This is a genomic window from Vibrio sp. 10N.286.49.E11, from assembly GCF_041469505.1.
In the GTDB taxonomy this organism is placed as follows: Bacteria; Pseudomonadota; Gammaproteobacteria; order Enterobacterales; family Vibrionaceae; genus Vibrio; species Vibrio crassostreae_C.
In genome coordinates, this window is record NZ_JBFRKQ010000038.1 from 1 (window position 1) to 13,516 (window position 13,516).

Here is a 13,516-nt window from a genome sequence, read left to right on the forward strand (position 1 = left end):
GTCGGCACACTAAATTCTTTATGCTTTTGTCCGTGTTGTTACTCCCTGTTAAAGAGTGTTGACACCAACAAATCAAATTGTGGTGCCCGGAGGCGGAATCGAACCACCGACACGAGGATTTTCAATCCTCTGCTCTACCGACTGAGCTATCCGGGCAACGGAGCGCTATTAAACGGATTTTCTGCATAACCGTCAACTCATTTTTTGAAAATAACTAAAAAAACCGTTCGTTCGTTGTTTTTTTATTCAAAAGTGAGGGTTATGTTTTACCTTGGTTAAATTCTTTTTTGAATTGCGTTACTTTTTCGAGGTATCGGCGCGACTCTTTATTTGGATGCTTCTTGGTAAGCGCCCAGTAGGCTTGGCTCGGTTGCAGCGAGTTTAAGTCTTGCATTGCTCGCTTTCTGTCCTTACTGAAGGTATTGAGTACGCCACCAGTACCGCCGTTATAGGCTGAAATCATACTGTATTCAAGCGTTAATGGGTTTTTTACGTCTTTCAAATAACGATTTTTAAGGATGTAAAAGTATGCGGTGCCAGCATCAATGTTGTTTTCTGGATTGAATAAGTACTCAGGGCTTGGTTCACCAGGTTTCTTTTTGACGTGTTCAAATACATCTCGACCAGCGGTTTTAGGTACCACCTGCATAAGACCATAAGCATTAGCCCAGCTTACGGCGTACGGGTTGAAGCTACTCTCTGTCTTGATGATAGCGTAGATTAAATCTTCAGGGATGTCATAACGCTGAGACGCTCGTCGAACGATGTCGGCATATTGATAACTACGCTGGCTAGCGTGGTCGGCCACCATTGGGATTTCAACGTAGTAGGCTTTTTTAAAGTCGACTTCTTTGGTTTTTAGGTTATTCGCGATCAGGTAATCCGCAAACTGGTTCGCTCGCCAAGTCCATTGAATGGGCTTTTTTTCTTGGTCTACGACCTGATTATAGAGGAAAGGTTTGCCTTCTAGCTTGATGCTTTTAGAAGAGAATAGATCGACATGCGCCGGATCATCTGGCGTCAAAAGGGTCGTCATGATCGCATTTTTGAGGTGTTTTTTCGGTTCGGTAGAGGAAACCGTTTCCACCGTTATCAGGCCTTGGCTAAAATTCACTTCTGAACGACTTAAGTAATTATCTATGTATTTCACATAGTTACTCTTACCTGCTATCTTGATTTCACTGCTACCCCAACGTTTTTGAATGTTGCCTGAAAAGCTATCTATTAATGAATCTAGCGCCCCGGTATCTTTTTCAAATTGTCCGGGTAGCTCAGCTAAATTCTTCACAAACCGGTTGGTTGGCTCGTAATTGACATCATAAATGCTTTCGACAAATTCACGGCTGCAGCCAGTTAATAACATGGCTGTTAGGAAGTAACTTAGCTTTTTCATAGTTCCTCATACAAAAATGACATCGCAGCGTTAACCATGATGTCATTAAAAATTGCTTAAATAAATGTCTTATTCGCTTGGTGGAGTATAGCCATCAATTACGACATCTTTACCTTCAAAAAGGAAGTTAACCATCTCAGTTTCAAGAAGTTTACGATGCTCAGGATCCATCATGTTTAGCTTCTTTTCATTGATAAGCATAGTTTGCTTGCTTTGCCATTGTCCCCAAGCTTCTTTAGACACGTTGTCAAAGATACGCTTACCTAAGTCACCTGGGTAAAGTTGAAAATCTAGGCCTTCAGCATCTTTTTGAAGGCGAGCACAAAATACAGTGCGGCTCATAGTGGTTCCTCTTATCGCGTTCGTTGATTCAAACGTCGTCGTTCAGTTCAAAGGGTAGGCTCTCAATAAGCTGCTTTACAGGAGCGGCTAGGCCAATTTCTTCCGGTTTTGATAAGTTATACCAGAGACCTTTAGCCCCTTCCATTATCAAATCTGGTTGTTTATCTAATTTCACTAATACTGGCGTGATATCTAAGTGGTAGTGGCTGAAAGTGTGTCTAAACGCAATCATGGTCTTGATTGAATCTGTGTTTGTGATTGAACGAAGATCCAATTGGTGTTCGATTTCTGCGTTCTCATTTTGAGGGAAACAGAATAAGCCTCCCCAGATACCAGATTGAGGGCGCTGCTCAAGCCACACTTGGTTATCGTGATACAGGATTACAAACCATGTCTCTTTTACTGGTTTCTCTTTCTTTGGCTTTTTGCCAGGGAAGTCGAGTTGTCTATCGAGTTTTTTAGCTTCACACATGTTTTCAATTGGGCACAGAGTACATTTAGGCTTGCTACGAGTACAAACCATTGCTCCCATATCCATCATAGCTTGATTGTATTTATCGACATCTTGCTTTGGGGTGTGTGCCTCTGCGTGTTCCCAGAGTTGGTTTTCAACCTTCTTTTGACCAGGCCAGCCCTCGACAGCAAAGCTTCTTGCAAGCGTTCGCTTCACGTTACCATCAAGGATCGCATGAGGGAGCTTGTAAACAGAGGACAGAACGGCTGCCGCTGTTGAGCGGCCAATGCCTGGAAGCGCATTCATTTCTTCGAGGGAAAGTGGAAACTCCCCACCATATTGCTCTGCGACGATCTTGGCAGCTTTGTGTAGGTTACGAGCTCGTGCGTAGTAACCAAGCCCTGTCCATAAGTGGAGTACCTCATCTTGTTCGGCGTTCGCTAGGTCGATAACCGTTGGAAAGCGTTCTAAGAAGCGTTGGTAGTATGGAATCACCGTAGCAACCTGAGTCTGCTGAAGCATGATTTCAGATAGCCAAACGGTGTAGGCGGTTTTGTTTTGTTGCCAAGGTAATTCTTTACGCCCGTAGGCGTCATACCACTTTAATATGGCGGTTGCGAAAGGAGTCACGACATGCTCTATGCTTTGCTATTATTAGAAGCGAAATTGCACCACACTTAACGTTGGATGTAAAACAGACAAATTGTGTGGGAATTTATCCACGGAAAGACTTGCACCGGAGGCAATTCTTTGGATAATCCCCGCTTTGATTAATCAATGTGCAGGCAAAAATCAATGAGTGAAGTGACCACTAACGAATATACTGAAGACGGCAAACTGGTTCGTAAGATCCGTAGCTTTGTTCGCCGCGAAGGCCGCTTAACAAAAGGCCAAGAGAACGCGATGAATGAATGTTGGCCAACAATGGGTATCGACTACAACCCAGAGCTTCTTAACTGGAAAGAAGTATTTGGCAACGATAACCCGGTTGTACTAGAGATTGGCTTCGGTATGGGTGCATCACTGGTTGAAATGGCAAAGAACGCACCTGAGAAAAACTTCTTAGGTATTGAAGTTCATAGCCCGGGTGTTGGTGCGTGTTTAGGTACAGCTCGCGATGCTGGCGTAACTAACCTGCGTGTAATGTGTCACGATGCTGTAGAAGTATTTGAACACATGATCCCAGATAGCAGCCTGCATACTCTGCAACTGTTCTTCCCTGACCCATGGCACAAAGCTCGTCACCATAAACGTCGTATCGTTAAGGCTGAGTTTGCAGAGATGGTTCGCGGCAAGCTTCAACTTGATACTGGTGTTTTCCACATGGCAACAGACTGGGAAAACTACGCAGAACATATGATTGAAGTGATGAACGTAGCTCCAGGCTTCGAAAACATCGCTGAAGATGGTGATTACATCCCTCGTCCGGATGAGCGCCCGCTAACTAAGTTTGAAGCGCGTGGCCACCGTTTAGGTCATGGTGTTTGGGACATTAAGTTCAAGCGTACTAAGTAACTTCGAATCAAATTAAGTGAAGGGTAATCCGACTTAGGGTTTAACCCCTACACTTTATGGGATTGATTAAAGCCAACATTATTGTAATGTTGGCTTTTTTGTCCTTAGGCTTTTATTTTAGTAAAGGCTTAACGACAGAAAGTAATACCAATCACAGTAAGTAAGTGATCAGAAATAGCGTAGGAAAAAGGCTTGAGAACAAGGCAGCATTTTTCGATAAGTAGTTACTCTACAATCAAAAATTCTAACGCAGTTATCGAGCATTTTAACAAGCTAGAGTGAGCAGTTATTTACTACGATTGGTATATGTTACACCCCTACAAAAATAACAATATAGAAGTAAGCGCACATGAAACCAACTCAAGCTATTTTGGCCGAGATCTTAGACGAAGTTCGTCCTTTAATTGGACAGGGAAAGGTCGCTGATTATATCCCTGCACTGGCTCGCGTATCGAACCAGAAACTGGCGATCGCGGTATACACCAATGAAGGTGAGGTGATTAAAGCAGGCGATGCTGAAGAAGCATTTTCTGTGCAATCTATTTCTAAAGCCTTGAGCCTGACGCTAGCTATGGTGCTATATAAGCCTGAAGAGATTTGGCAAAGAGTAGGCAAAGAGCCTTCTGGTCAAGCCTTTAACTCGATGATTCAGCTTGAGATGGAGTATGGTATTCCCCGCAACCCGTTCATCAATGCGGGGGCAATTGTCGTTGCAGACCTACTACAAAGCCGCTTGTCTGCGCCTAGGCACCGCTTGTTAGAGTTTGTGCGTCAGTTATCGGGTGATACTCATATTGTGTATGACAAGGTGGTAGCGGCTTCAGAAATGATGCACAGCGATCGTAATGCTGCCATTGCTTATTTGATGCGTTCATTTGGTAATTTTGAGAATGATGTTATCCCAGTTCTGAATAACTACTTCCACGCTTGTGCGCTTAAAATGACGTGTGTGGATTTGGCAAAAACCTTTAGCTATTTAGCAAACAAAGGCGTGTCGGTTCAAACCAAGAAAGAGATCATCACGCCAGTTCAAACCAAGCAGTTGAATGCTTTGCTTGCGACGTGTGGCTTGTACGATGGGGCTGGTGAGTTTGCCTACCGTGTTGGTATGCCAGGAAAATCGGGCGTTGGTGGCGGTATTATTGCTATCGTTCCTGGCGAAATGACGATTGCGGTGTGGTCTCCAGAGCTTGATCCTTCTGGCAACTCGCTCGCAGGTACTAAGGCTCTAGAGTTGCTTTCAGAGCGAATTGGTCGTTCTATTTTCTAAGAGAAAGATTCGAGCACGGACGTTGTCCTATAGAACGCTTCGCTCCGAGAGAGGGCTATAAAACAAAAAGGGTTGACCCTAAAGCCAACCCTTACGCAATGCTTCTCGAATCTCGAATCTCGAATCTCGAATCTCGAACTACTCGTCTTCTTCTGCCATAAAGGCTTCTAACAGATCATTGAGAAACAGCTTTCCTTTTTCAGTGATCTGCCAGTGAGTGTCGGTTTCCTTCAAGTAGCCTAGCTCTTTTGCCCATTCAATCGTTTTTTGAATCGAGTCAAAACCAAGCCCTGTCGTATCAATGAAATCCTGCTTTGGACATGCTTCCATTAACCTAAAGCGGTTCATGAAAAACTCAAAAGGGCGGTCTTCATTCGGCACTTCAAATTCATCTGATAGATAAGGTTTTACCATGTTTTGGTACGCAGCTAGATAGCCTCTAGGGTGCTTAACCTTAGTGGTACGAACAATGCGTCCATCTGTAAAGCTCAGCTTGCCATGAGAGCCACAGCCAATACCTAGATAGTCACCAAAGCGCCAGTAGTTGAGGTTATGTTGGCACTGATATCCCGGCTTGCTGTAGCCTGATATTTCGTACTGCACATACCCTGCATCAGCGAGCTTTTTGTGGCCCAATTCAAAGATGTCCCAGAGATCATCGTCATCAGGTAGAGTTGGCGTTTTGTAATAGAACATGGTGTTAGGTTCTATTGTTAGCTGGTACCAAGATAAATGCGGAGGGTCGAGTTCTATCGCTTTATCCAAATCAGCCAACGCTTGTTCAATACTCTGTTCGGGTAAGCCGTGCATTAAGTCTAAATTGAAACTATTCAATCCAATCTTATGCGCTAAATGAGCAGCATTTACCGCTTCATCTTGACCATGAATACGCCCAAGTCTTTCCAGTTTCTCTTGCTCAAAACTTTGCACACCCACCGAGATTCGAGTAATGCCTGCCTTTTGGTAACCTGCAAAACGCTCAGCTTCGATAGTTCCCGGGTTGGCTTCCATGGTGATTTCTATTTCAGGTTTGAACGGGATGCGCTGTTCAATGCCTTGTAACAATCGGCCAATTCCTTCAGGAGAAAACAGGCTTGGGGTACCGCCACCAATAAAGATCGAATGCAGTGGGCGAGGCATACCATTGAGCTGATATTTTTCGATATCAGTATCGAGATCCTCAAGCAGTGCATCGATGTACTCTTTTTCAGGGATCTCGGCTTTCAGAGCGTGAGAGTTAAAATCACAATACGGACACTTTTGTACACACCATGGGATGTGTACATAGAGGCTAAGTGCGGGTGGTATTAGCGCTGCATTGTGCATTACAGAGCTTGCTCCTTGAGAGTCTTGAATAGTGACGCAAGCGCTTTACCACGGTGTGATAGTTGCTTCTTACGCGAAGATTCAAGCTCTGCTGAGGCGCAGTTATCTTCTGGTACAAAGAACACAGGATCGTAGCCAAAGCCATTCTCACCGTGTTCTTCAGTAAGAATACGACCTTCCCATTTACCGTGACACACTAGAGGTGTTGGATCATTCTCGTGACGCATTAGCACCAACACACAGTGGAAACGCGCAGTACGCTTTTCAGTTTCGACACCTTGCATCGCATCTAATAGTTTTTTGATGTTCTGCTTATCGGTTGCCCCTTCACCTGAGTAACGCGCTGAATAGATACCTGGCGCACCATTTAAGTAATCAACCTCTAAACCTGAGTCGTCAGCAATGGCTGGCAGCCCTGTTTCTTTCGCTGCGTGGCGAGCTTTGATGATGGCATTTTCAATGAAAGTCGTTCCTGTTTCAGCGACTTCTGAAACGTTAAATTCACTTTGCGCGACAACGTCAAAACCAAACTCAGACAGAATATCTGCCATCTCGCGAACTTTACCTTGGTTGCCTGTTGCTAAAACAATCTTACTCATGGGAATGTAGCTCTAAATAAGTTAATAAATGAAAAGTAAGGTTTGAGCTTACTCTTCTATATAGAATTTCTGTGTGAAACGCAGTGGACCAGTGCCTTTTAGGCCTGCGTTCACATCGATGTCGAAGGTGATGTTTTCTTCGTGAGTTACGGGGAACTCAGCAAGGTAATAAATCGCATCGCCTTCTTTGATTTCTCGAAACTTCAAAGTACGGGTGTTTCCAACGAGGTTCTTCGCTGTTCCCGTAATTTTAGCCGTTGTCGCAGGCTTGCCTAGAGAAGCCTTGTCTAACACGCTGATGTTGAGGATTGCTGAGTATCCATTTCGCTTAAGTTTGTATTGCTTAGCGACTTGCGAAGTTAAGAACGTGGAATTAAAAGCCGAGTAATGAACCTCGACATCCTTAATGTTCTTAAATTGCCCTGCTGAGCTTGGTAAGGCAACAAGAGCGGTGAGTAGTGCTGTTATCCATAAACGCATAATGACTCCAATAAATAGCAAAAAGCCATCATAGGATGGCTTTGACTTCAGTTGGGATTTGGCTTGGCGAGCATATTCGAACTTGCTTGTGCCTACCGAGATCTCCCTTTTCTATCTTAATTTGCCCTTTTGCGACCTTAAACTGTTTCGCAAGGTATTTCGCTAAGTGGGCGTTGGCTTTGCCATCTACTGGTGGAGCAGTTATGGCAATTTTGAGTTCCTCACCATGCAAGCCAACAATCTTGTCTCGGCTTGCTTTGGGTTGGATATAGAGCCTAAGAAGAATATCGTTTTCCTCGGCCCAAACCGCTTTTGGCATCGTCAAAGTACCTGATGTTCGTACTTGAATTATAGCTGATACCAAATAGGACCAATCATGTCGCCCATTAGGAAGTTCGCAAACTGTAGAACAATGAACAGAACCAGAACGCTTAAGTCGAAGCCACCCATATCCGGTAGGATACGGCGGATAGGCACTAGCATTGGTTCAGTCAGTTGATGGAATACGTACTCGATTGGACTACGACCTTGGCTTACCCAGCTTAGGATTGCACGGATAAGTAGAACCCAGAAGATCAAACCACCAGCCGCTTTGAGCAGAGACAGTGCACCAAAGATAAGGAAGCTAATATCGAAAACGGCAGCGCCGCCAGAGATAATCAGGTTTAGAGCAACGAACTTAAGTACACACAGCACATAAGCGAAAACAACGGTCGCTAGATCAAGGCTGCCGATTGATGGAATAACTCGGCGTAGTGGGGCAACAACCGGTTGTGTCGCTTTTACGATGAATTGTGAGAATGGGTTGTAGAAATCTGCACGTGATGCTTGTAGCCAGATACGCAAGATCACAACCATGATGTAAAGATCAAAAACGGTCGAGATCAGAAAGCTCATCGAGTTCATATTGTTTCCTTTTTCGGATTTACTTGTCGCTTAGATATAACCAGAGCGGCAAAATGCTTGTTTACCTTGATTGGTACTAAAACAGTTTTTCCATCTCTTCAGCTCGAGCAACCGCCGCTTGCATGGCTTTTGCTACGATGTCTGATAGTTGATGTTCGTTAAACGTGCGTAGTGCTTCTGCGGTCGTGCCGCCTTTGGATGTCACTTGTTCACGCAGTGTTGATAATTCAGTATCTTGGTTTGCTACCACCATCTCTGCCGCGCCTAATGCAGACTGCTGCACTAGCTTACGAGCGGTTTCTTGGTCAAAACCTTGCTTGATTGCTTCAGCTTGCATCGCTTCCATAAACAGGAAGAAGTAAGCCGGAGCGCTACCCGCCGCCGCAATGATGTTGTTGATTCCAGACTCTTGTTCAACCCAACTTACTTCACCAACAGCTTGCATCAGCTGAGAAGCAAAGTCTTTATCATCTTGGCTGACAGTTGCATCGGCATAAAGACCACTCATCCCTTTACCAAGCAGTGATGGCGTGTTTGGCATCACACGAACAAGGTTCAGTTGGCAGTTTAACATCTCATTAAGTCGATTCGCATTAATACCCGCGGCAATTGAGATAACCAGTTTGTTGCTGAAGTCGATATCTTGTAAGGGTTTACATACATCAGCCATCATTTGTGGCTTCACGGATAACACAACAACGTCTGCTTTTTCAGCTGCTGCAATATTATCGCTGGTGGTATTGATGCCGTATTCTTGTTCTAACGGCAGCCTTCTGGTTTCTGAAGGTGCTGTCGCAGTAATCTTTTGCGCTGGGTAACCACTAGCAACTAAGCCAGCTACAATTGAGCGAACCATGTTTCCCGCCCCAATAAAGGCGATGTTCTTATGTACCATATATAAAATCCTGAGCGTGTCGCTGCGCGGATAAGGCGAAGCGGTATCAATACTTGTACTTGTCGTTACCTACTACGGCTATTTCGCGTAATCACGAGCGCCGAAAATAGCTGTTCCAATACGAACCATTGTGCTACCAGCCTCAACTGCTGCATCCATATCACCACTCATCCCCATCGAAAGGGTATCAATGTCTGAATACTTCGCGGCTAGCTTGTCTTTAAGCTCTGCCAGTTGAGAAAATGCATTAAGCTGAGATTGATAGTCAGATACGTTTGCAGGAATCGACATCAATCCTCTTAAGGTGAGGTTGGGGAGCGATGAAATCAACTCCGCGAGTGCAAAAACTGTCTCTTCTGAGGTTCCAGATTTGGACTCTTCACCACTGGTGTTTACCTGAATCAACACTTGCAAAGGTGGAAGTTCGCTTGGTCGTTGATCATTAAGCCTTTGTGCGATCTTATCGCGATCGACGGAATGCACCCATTGAAAGCTTTCCGCGATTGGGCGGGTTTTATTGGATTGAATTGGACCAATAAAATGCCACTCTAAATTTAGGTTAGAATGTTGTTCTGAAAAGTGTTTTACTTTATCTACACCTTCTTGAACATAGTTTTCACCAAAGGCAACTTGGCCTCCGAGTGCGGCTTCTAGAATCGCATCAATAGGTTTAGTTTTGCTGACGGCTAAAAGTTGCACGGACTCTGGAGCTCGTCCGCACTTTTGCTCAGCACTACGAATCTGTGAGGTGATTTGTTCGATATTTTGTTGAATACTACTCATAGCTGACTTTACTTAAGGGAAAATAAATGGATATCACTGAGTTACTAGATTTTAGTGTAAAGCATAACGCGTCAGATCTACATCTTTCTGCGGGTGTATCTCCAATGGTACGTATAGATGGTGAAGTAAGGAAGCTTGGAATCCCAGCTTTGAGTCATGCTGATGTGCATCGTTTGGTTTTTGAGATCATGAGCGATTCACAACGCGGCGAGTTTGAAGAAAAACTGGAAGTCGACTTCTCTTTTGAATTACCCAATGTTGGTCGCTTTCGTGTTAATGCGTTTAACCAAGCCCGTGGCTGCTCAGCTGTCTTTCGAACTATCCCTGTCGAAATCCCGACTTTAGATCAGTTAGGTGCACCTGAGATCTTCGAAAGGATTGCTAACTACGAAAAAGGGTTAGTGCTCGTCACTGGTCCAACTGGCTCTGGTAAATCAACGACTCTTGCGGCGATGGTTGATTACGTAAATCGCAACCACAATAAGCATATTCTGACGATTGAAGACCCGATTGAATTCGTTCACACCAATAATAAATGCCTAGTCAACCAGCGTGAAGTTCACCGTGATACTCACAGTTTTAAAGCGGCACTGCGCAGTGCCTTACGTGAAGACCCAGACGTGATTCTGGTTGGTGAACTTCGTGACCAAGAGACGATTAGCTTAGCGTTAACCGCAGCAGAAACGGGTCACTTGGTCTTTGGTACTCTGCACACCAGTTCTGCGGCTAAAACGATCGACCGTATTATCGATGTGTTCCCAGGTAGCGATAAAGATATGGTTCGTTCGATGTTGTCTGAATCACTGCGCTCGGTGATAGCCCAGAAGCTGCTAAAGCGTGTTGGTGGTGGTCGTGTGGTGTGTCATGAAATCATGATGGCAACACCTGCGATCAGAAACTTGATTCGTGAAGATAAGGTTGCGCAGATGTACTCGATCATTCAAACGGGCGCAGCGCACGGCATGCAGACCATGGAACAAAATGCGAAGCAGCTGATGGCACAGGGCTTGGTTGATTCGGAAGAGGTCGAGAAAAAGATCGAAATTGAAACCTCAATGTTTTAATTAAGGTGTACATAATGGAATTGAATCAAATCCTTGAGGGAATGCTTTCTCAAAAGGCATCGGATCTCTATATCACTGTCGATGCGCCAATCCTGTTTCGTGTGGATGGTGAATTACGCCCTCAAGGAGAGAAGCTGAATGCAGCACAGGTTGCTCAATTACTTGATGCGATGATGGAACAAGATCGACGTGATGAGTATCAGCAAACGCGTGAGGCTAATTTTGCCATCGTGCGTGACTTTGGTCGTTTTCGTGTCAGTGCATTCTTTCAGCGAGAGCTACCTGGAGCGGTCATTCGACGTATCGAGACTAACATCCCAACCTTTGAGCAACTAAAGCTTCCTGATGTACTACAGGACCTATCAATAGCTAAGCGCGGACTTGTGCTGGTGGTTGGTGCGACAGGCTCTGGTAAATCGACCTCAATGGCTGCAATGACAGGCTATCGCAACACCAATCGCTCGGGACATATCTTGACGGTTGAAGACCCTATTGAATTTGTGCACGAACATAAAAAGTGCATCGTGACGCAGCGTGAGGTCGGGCTCGACACCGAGAGTTACGAAGTCGCGCTTAAGAACTCGCTACGCCAAGCACCAGACATGATCTTGATTGGCGAAATCCGTAGCCGTGAGACCATGGAATACGCGATGACCTTTGCTGAAACGGGTCACTTGTGTATGGCAACCTTGCACGCCAATAACGCTAACCAAGCGCTAGAGCGTATTCTTCATTTGGTGCCGAAAGAGCAGAAAGAACAGTTCTTGTTTGACCTATCGATGAACCTGCGTGGTGTCGTCGCTCAGCAACTCATTCGCGACAAGAATGGCAGCGGGCGTCATGGTGTATTCGAGATTCTGCTGAATAGCCCTCGTGTTTCTGACTTGATTCGTCGTGGTGAACTACACGAACTGAAAGCAACCATGGCTAAATCGAAAGAGATAGGTATGCAGACCTTTGACCAAGCTTTGTATGATTTAGTGATAGCAGGCAAGATCAGCGAAGAGGATGCGTTCCACAGTGCCGATTCTGCTAATGACTTGCGCTTAATGCTCAAAACTAGACGTGGTGATGACGACTACGGAACTGGGGCGTTGGCTGGTGTGAAGATAGATATGGGGTGATAAAAAACGCCTGATTTGATTCTAGGTTAAAATCAGGCGTTCATCATATTCATCGTTCGACTGCGTCTGTATTATCAACGCTTCTTGTTCTTAGGCTCGCTGATTACGTCTGCGTCAGTCGAAGTATGATTCATATAACCTGCATTATTGGAGCTTGTCGAACTGCATGCTGATATTGCTAGAGCTACGAAGATTGCTAGAAAAATTTTCATGTGAACTCCCACTTACCTAATAATGAATTGCTTCGACATTACGCCGTAATATCATTATAGGATCACAAAGGAGTTTAATCTTTGAGCTCTTAATTTTCGTTATGAATATTGTGCTTCAAACCAGCTCTCTAAAATGACGACTGCAGACTGGTTATCGACATTACCTTTACTTAGTGCTTTGTAGCCGCCCATTTCAAAAAGGTCGGCCCTTGCTTCTGTCGTAGAAAGTCTTTCATCATGCAGCTCAACATCGACGCCAAAGCGCCCCTTTAGGCGATTGGCAAACTTCTTCGCCCTTGGTGTAATCGCGGCTAGATCTTTACCATGAAGGTCGGTAGGAAGACCAACCACTATAAGATTCGGCTGCCACTCTTTGATTTGTTTTTCTATGTCATCCCAGTTGGGGATACCATCTTTGGCTTTAAAGGCTTTTAAAGGGCTTGCTGTACCTGTGATTTCTTGTCCTATCGCACTGCCGATACTTTTCGTACCGTAGTCAAATGCCATAATTGTTCGTGACATGGGGCTTCCAAATTAATCTGTGTTTGAGAGTGTCTGTTTATTTTATTGATCTGAGTCGGGCTAGGCGTGGCCAGCATCTGCTGAAAGCTGAGCCGCATTGATGCCTAACATCTGCACTGCGACTTTCCAGCGGTCTGAAATTGGCGTATCGAAGATGACCTTTGGATCGGCTTCAACAGTTAACCATGAGTTCTCGGTCAGTTCGGTTTCCAGTTGTCCCGGTTCCCATCCTGCATACCCAAGTGCGACTAAATAATTCATCGGCTCATCTTCTGTGCCCAACACCATCAAGATATCTTTTGAGGTTGTCACTGAGATTTGATCCGTCATGCTGATACTGGATTGATAGTTGCCTTTAGGTTTGTGCAAAATAAACCCACGGTCTTCTGCGACCGGTCCACCATTCAATACAGGCTTATCAAGACTTGCTTGGTTGGGTTTTGGCTGATCAGAATCAACCTCAACTTGCTTAAGCATGCTACCGACAGTGACATCAATAGGGGCGTTGATCATCAAACCCATCGCGCCTTCGTCATTGTGCTCACAAAGGTAAATCACCGAATTTTGAAAGTATGGGTCTTTCATTCCGGGCATAGCAACCAGAAAGTGGTTCGTTAAATTCATAGAGCCT

17 protein-coding genes and 1 tRNA gene are annotated in these 13,516 nt (G+C 44.9%); 4 read left to right on the plus strand and 14 right to left on the minus strand.

Translation table 11 applies throughout. The features are described 5' to 3' along the window. Window positions 1-80: 80 nt before the first annotated feature. The 4 genes from AB4167_RS08380 to mutY form a co-directional block, all read right to left on the minus strand. Window positions 81-156 (minus strand) — tRNA-Phe (locus AB4167_RS08380). A 103-nt stretch (window positions 157-259) separates the two neighbouring features. Continuing rightward, complete coding sequence (gene mltC, locus AB4167_RS08385; protein WP_017063191.1) at window positions 260-1,393, minus strand: membrane-bound lytic murein transglycosylase MltC; 1,134 nt, start codon at window positions 1,391-1,393, stop codon at window positions 260-262. A 69-nt stretch (window positions 1,394-1,462) separates the two neighbouring features. Beyond that, on the minus strand, window positions 1,463-1,735 hold the full coding sequence (locus AB4167_RS08390; RefSeq protein ID WP_010435637.1) for an oxidative damage protection protein: 273 nt from the start codon (window positions 1,733-1,735) through the stop codon (window positions 1,463-1,465). A 28-nt stretch (window positions 1,736-1,763) separates the two neighbouring features. Further along, a complete protein-coding gene (mutY, locus tag AB4167_RS08395) occupies window positions 1,764-2,819 on the minus strand; it encodes an A/G-specific adenine glycosylase (RefSeq protein WP_137001320.1) in 1,056 nt (351 codons plus the stop codon). A gap of 165 nt (window positions 2,820-2,984) precedes the next feature. On the opposite strand from mutY, the gene trmB reads away from it, so the two are divergent. Together trmB and glsB are read left to right on the plus strand one after the other, a co-directional pair. Continuing rightward, entirely contained in the window at window positions 2,985-3,704 is a 720-nt protein-coding gene (gene trmB, locus AB4167_RS08400) for a tRNA (guanosine(46)-N7)-methyltransferase TrmB (RefSeq protein ID WP_017062250.1), read from the plus strand. A 349-nt stretch (window positions 3,705-4,053) separates the two neighbouring features. After that, window positions 4,054-4,974, plus strand: coding sequence for a glutaminase B (gene glsB / locus AB4167_RS08405; protein WP_017062249.1), 921 nt, complete (start codon window positions 4,054-4,056; stop codon window positions 4,972-4,974). 138 nt (window positions 4,975-5,112) lie between these two features. Here glsB and hemW read toward each other — a convergent pair whose 3' ends face one another. The 7 genes from hemW to AB4167_RS08440 all read right to left on the minus strand — a co-directional run bounded on the left by hemW (window position 5,113) and on the right by AB4167_RS08440 (window position 9,963). Further along, complete coding sequence (gene hemW, locus AB4167_RS08410; RefSeq protein ID WP_372136399.1) at window positions 5,113-6,300, minus strand: radical SAM family heme chaperone HemW; 1,188 nt, start codon at window positions 6,298-6,300, stop codon at window positions 5,113-5,115. Beyond that, entirely contained in the window at window positions 6,300-6,899 is a 600-nt protein-coding gene (locus tag AB4167_RS08415; protein ID WP_017062247.1) for an XTP/dITP diphosphatase, read from the minus strand. The genes hemW and AB4167_RS08415 overlap by 1 nt, the downstream gene beginning before the upstream one ends. Window positions 6,900-6,947: 48 nt before the next feature. Continuing rightward, window positions 6,948-7,379 (minus strand): DUF4426 domain-containing protein, encoded by a 432-nt coding sequence (locus AB4167_RS08420; protein ID WP_017062246.1) that lies wholly within the window; start codon window positions 7,377-7,379, stop codon window positions 6,948-6,950. A 28-nt stretch (window positions 7,380-7,407) separates the two neighbouring features. Then, window positions 7,408-7,698: a DUF167 family protein YggU gene (gene yggU / locus AB4167_RS08425; protein ID WP_017062245.1), complete on the minus strand. Its 291-nt coding sequence runs from the start codon at window positions 7,696-7,698 to the stop codon at window positions 7,408-7,410. 29 nt (window positions 7,699-7,727) lie between these two features. Beyond that, window positions 7,728-8,285 carry a YggT family protein gene (locus AB4167_RS08430; RefSeq protein ID WP_017067798.1) on the minus strand — a complete coding sequence of 186 codons (558 nt, stop codon included), beginning with the start codon at window positions 8,283-8,285 and terminating at the stop codon, window positions 7,728-7,730. Window positions 8,286-8,361: 76 nt separating this feature from the next. Beyond that, window positions 8,362-9,180, minus strand: a complete 819-nt coding sequence (gene proC / locus AB4167_RS08435) for a pyrroline-5-carboxylate reductase (RefSeq protein WP_017063196.1) — start codon at window positions 9,178-9,180, stop codon at window positions 8,362-8,364. 78 nt (window positions 9,181-9,258) lie between these two features. Beyond that, entirely contained in the window at window positions 9,259-9,963 is a 705-nt protein-coding gene (locus tag AB4167_RS08440; RefSeq protein WP_017062243.1) for a YggS family pyridoxal phosphate-dependent enzyme, read from the minus strand. 26 nt (window positions 9,964-9,989) lie between these two features. On the opposite strand from AB4167_RS08440, the gene AB4167_RS08445 reads away from it, so the two are divergent. Then, entirely contained in the window at window positions 9,990-11,027 is a 1,038-nt protein-coding gene (locus AB4167_RS08445) for a type IV pilus twitching motility protein PilT (RefSeq protein WP_372136400.1), read from the plus strand. Between the two features lie 14 nt (window positions 11,028-11,041). Continuing rightward, on the plus strand, window positions 11,042-12,151 hold the full coding sequence (locus AB4167_RS08450) for a PilT/PilU family type 4a pilus ATPase (RefSeq protein ID WP_017062241.1): 1,110 nt from the start codon (window positions 11,042-11,044) through the stop codon (window positions 12,149-12,151). A gap of 74 nt (window positions 12,152-12,225) precedes the next feature. Here the strand turns inward: AB4167_RS08450 and AB4167_RS08455 are convergent, their stop codons facing one another. The 3 genes from AB4167_RS08455 to AB4167_RS08465 all read right to left on the minus strand — a co-directional run bounded on the left by AB4167_RS08455 (window position 12,226) and on the right by AB4167_RS08465 (window position 13,509). After that, window positions 12,226-12,363 carry a hypothetical protein gene (locus AB4167_RS08455; protein WP_170791814.1) on the minus strand — a complete coding sequence of 46 codons (138 nt, stop codon included), beginning with the start codon at window positions 12,361-12,363 and terminating at the stop codon, window positions 12,226-12,228. Between the two features lie 99 nt (window positions 12,364-12,462). Continuing rightward, the gene (gene ruvX / locus AB4167_RS08460; protein WP_004735480.1) at window positions 12,463-12,885 is read right to left on the minus strand and encodes a Holliday junction resolvase RuvX; all 423 of its coding nucleotides are present in this window, start codon (window positions 12,883-12,885) and stop codon (window positions 12,463-12,465) included. Between the two features lie 60 nt (window positions 12,886-12,945). After that, on the minus strand, window positions 12,946-13,509 hold the full coding sequence (locus AB4167_RS08465) for a YqgE/AlgH family protein (protein ID WP_017062239.1): 564 nt from the start codon (window positions 13,507-13,509) through the stop codon (window positions 12,946-12,948). Window positions 13,510-13,516: the final 7 nt, after the last annotated feature.

What these genes read in the sequence shown, in the direction of transcription:
- mltC (WP_017063191.1), bottom strand. Translation starts at nt 1,393, where the DNA reads ATGAAAAAGCTAAGTTACTTCCTAACAGCCATGTTATTAACTGGCTGC.
- AB4167_RS08390 (WP_010435637.1), bottom strand. Translation starts at nt 1,735, where the DNA reads ATGAGCCGCACTGTATTTTGTGCTCGCCTTCAAAAAGATGCTGAAGGC.
- trmB (WP_017062250.1), top strand. Translation starts at nt 2,985, where the DNA reads ATGAGTGAAGTGACCACTAACGAATATACTGAAGACGGCAAACTGGTT.
- glsB (WP_017062249.1), top strand. Translation starts at nt 4,054, where the DNA reads ATGAAACCAACTCAAGCTATTTTGGCCGAGATCTTAGACGAAGTTCGT.
- hemW (WP_372136399.1), bottom strand. Translation starts at nt 6,300, where the DNA reads ATGCACAATGCAGCGCTAATACCACCCGCACTTAGCCTCTATGTACAC.
- AB4167_RS08415 (WP_017062247.1), bottom strand. Translation starts at nt 6,899, where the DNA reads ATGAGTAAGATTGTTTTAGCAACAGGCAACCAAGGTAAAGTTCGCGAG.
- AB4167_RS08420 (WP_017062246.1), bottom strand. Translation starts at nt 7,379, where the DNA reads ATGCGTTTATGGATAACAGCACTACTCACCGCTCTTGTTGCCTTACCA.
- yggU (WP_017062245.1), bottom strand. Translation starts at nt 7,698, where the DNA reads ATGCCAAAAGCGGTTTGGGCCGAGGAAAACGATATTCTTCTTAGGCTC.
- AB4167_RS08430 (WP_017067798.1), bottom strand. Translation starts at nt 8,285, where the DNA reads ATGAACTCGATGAGCTTTCTGATCTCGACCGTTTTTGATCTTTACATC.
- proC (WP_017063196.1), bottom strand. Translation starts at nt 9,180, where the DNA reads ATGGTACATAAGAACATCGCCTTTATTGGGGCGGGAAACATGGTTCGC.
- AB4167_RS08440 (WP_017062243.1), bottom strand. Translation starts at nt 9,963, where the DNA reads ATGAGTAGTATTCAACAAAATATCGAACAAATCACCTCACAGATTCGT.
- AB4167_RS08445 (WP_372136400.1), top strand. Translation starts at nt 9,990, where the DNA reads ATGGATATCACTGAGTTACTAGATTTTAGTGTAAAGCATAACGCGTCA.
- AB4167_RS08450 (WP_017062241.1), top strand. Translation starts at nt 11,042, where the DNA reads ATGGAATTGAATCAAATCCTTGAGGGAATGCTTTCTCAAAAGGCATCG.
- AB4167_RS08455 (WP_170791814.1), bottom strand. Translation starts at nt 12,363, where the DNA reads ATGAAAATTTTTCTAGCAATCTTCGTAGCTCTAGCAATATCAGCATGC.
- ruvX (WP_004735480.1), bottom strand. Translation starts at nt 12,885, where the DNA reads ATGTCACGAACAATTATGGCATTTGACTACGGTACGAAAAGTATCGGC.
- AB4167_RS08465 (WP_017062239.1), bottom strand. Translation starts at nt 13,509, where the DNA reads ATGAATTTAACGAACCACTTTCTGGTTGCTATGCCCGGAATGAAAGAC.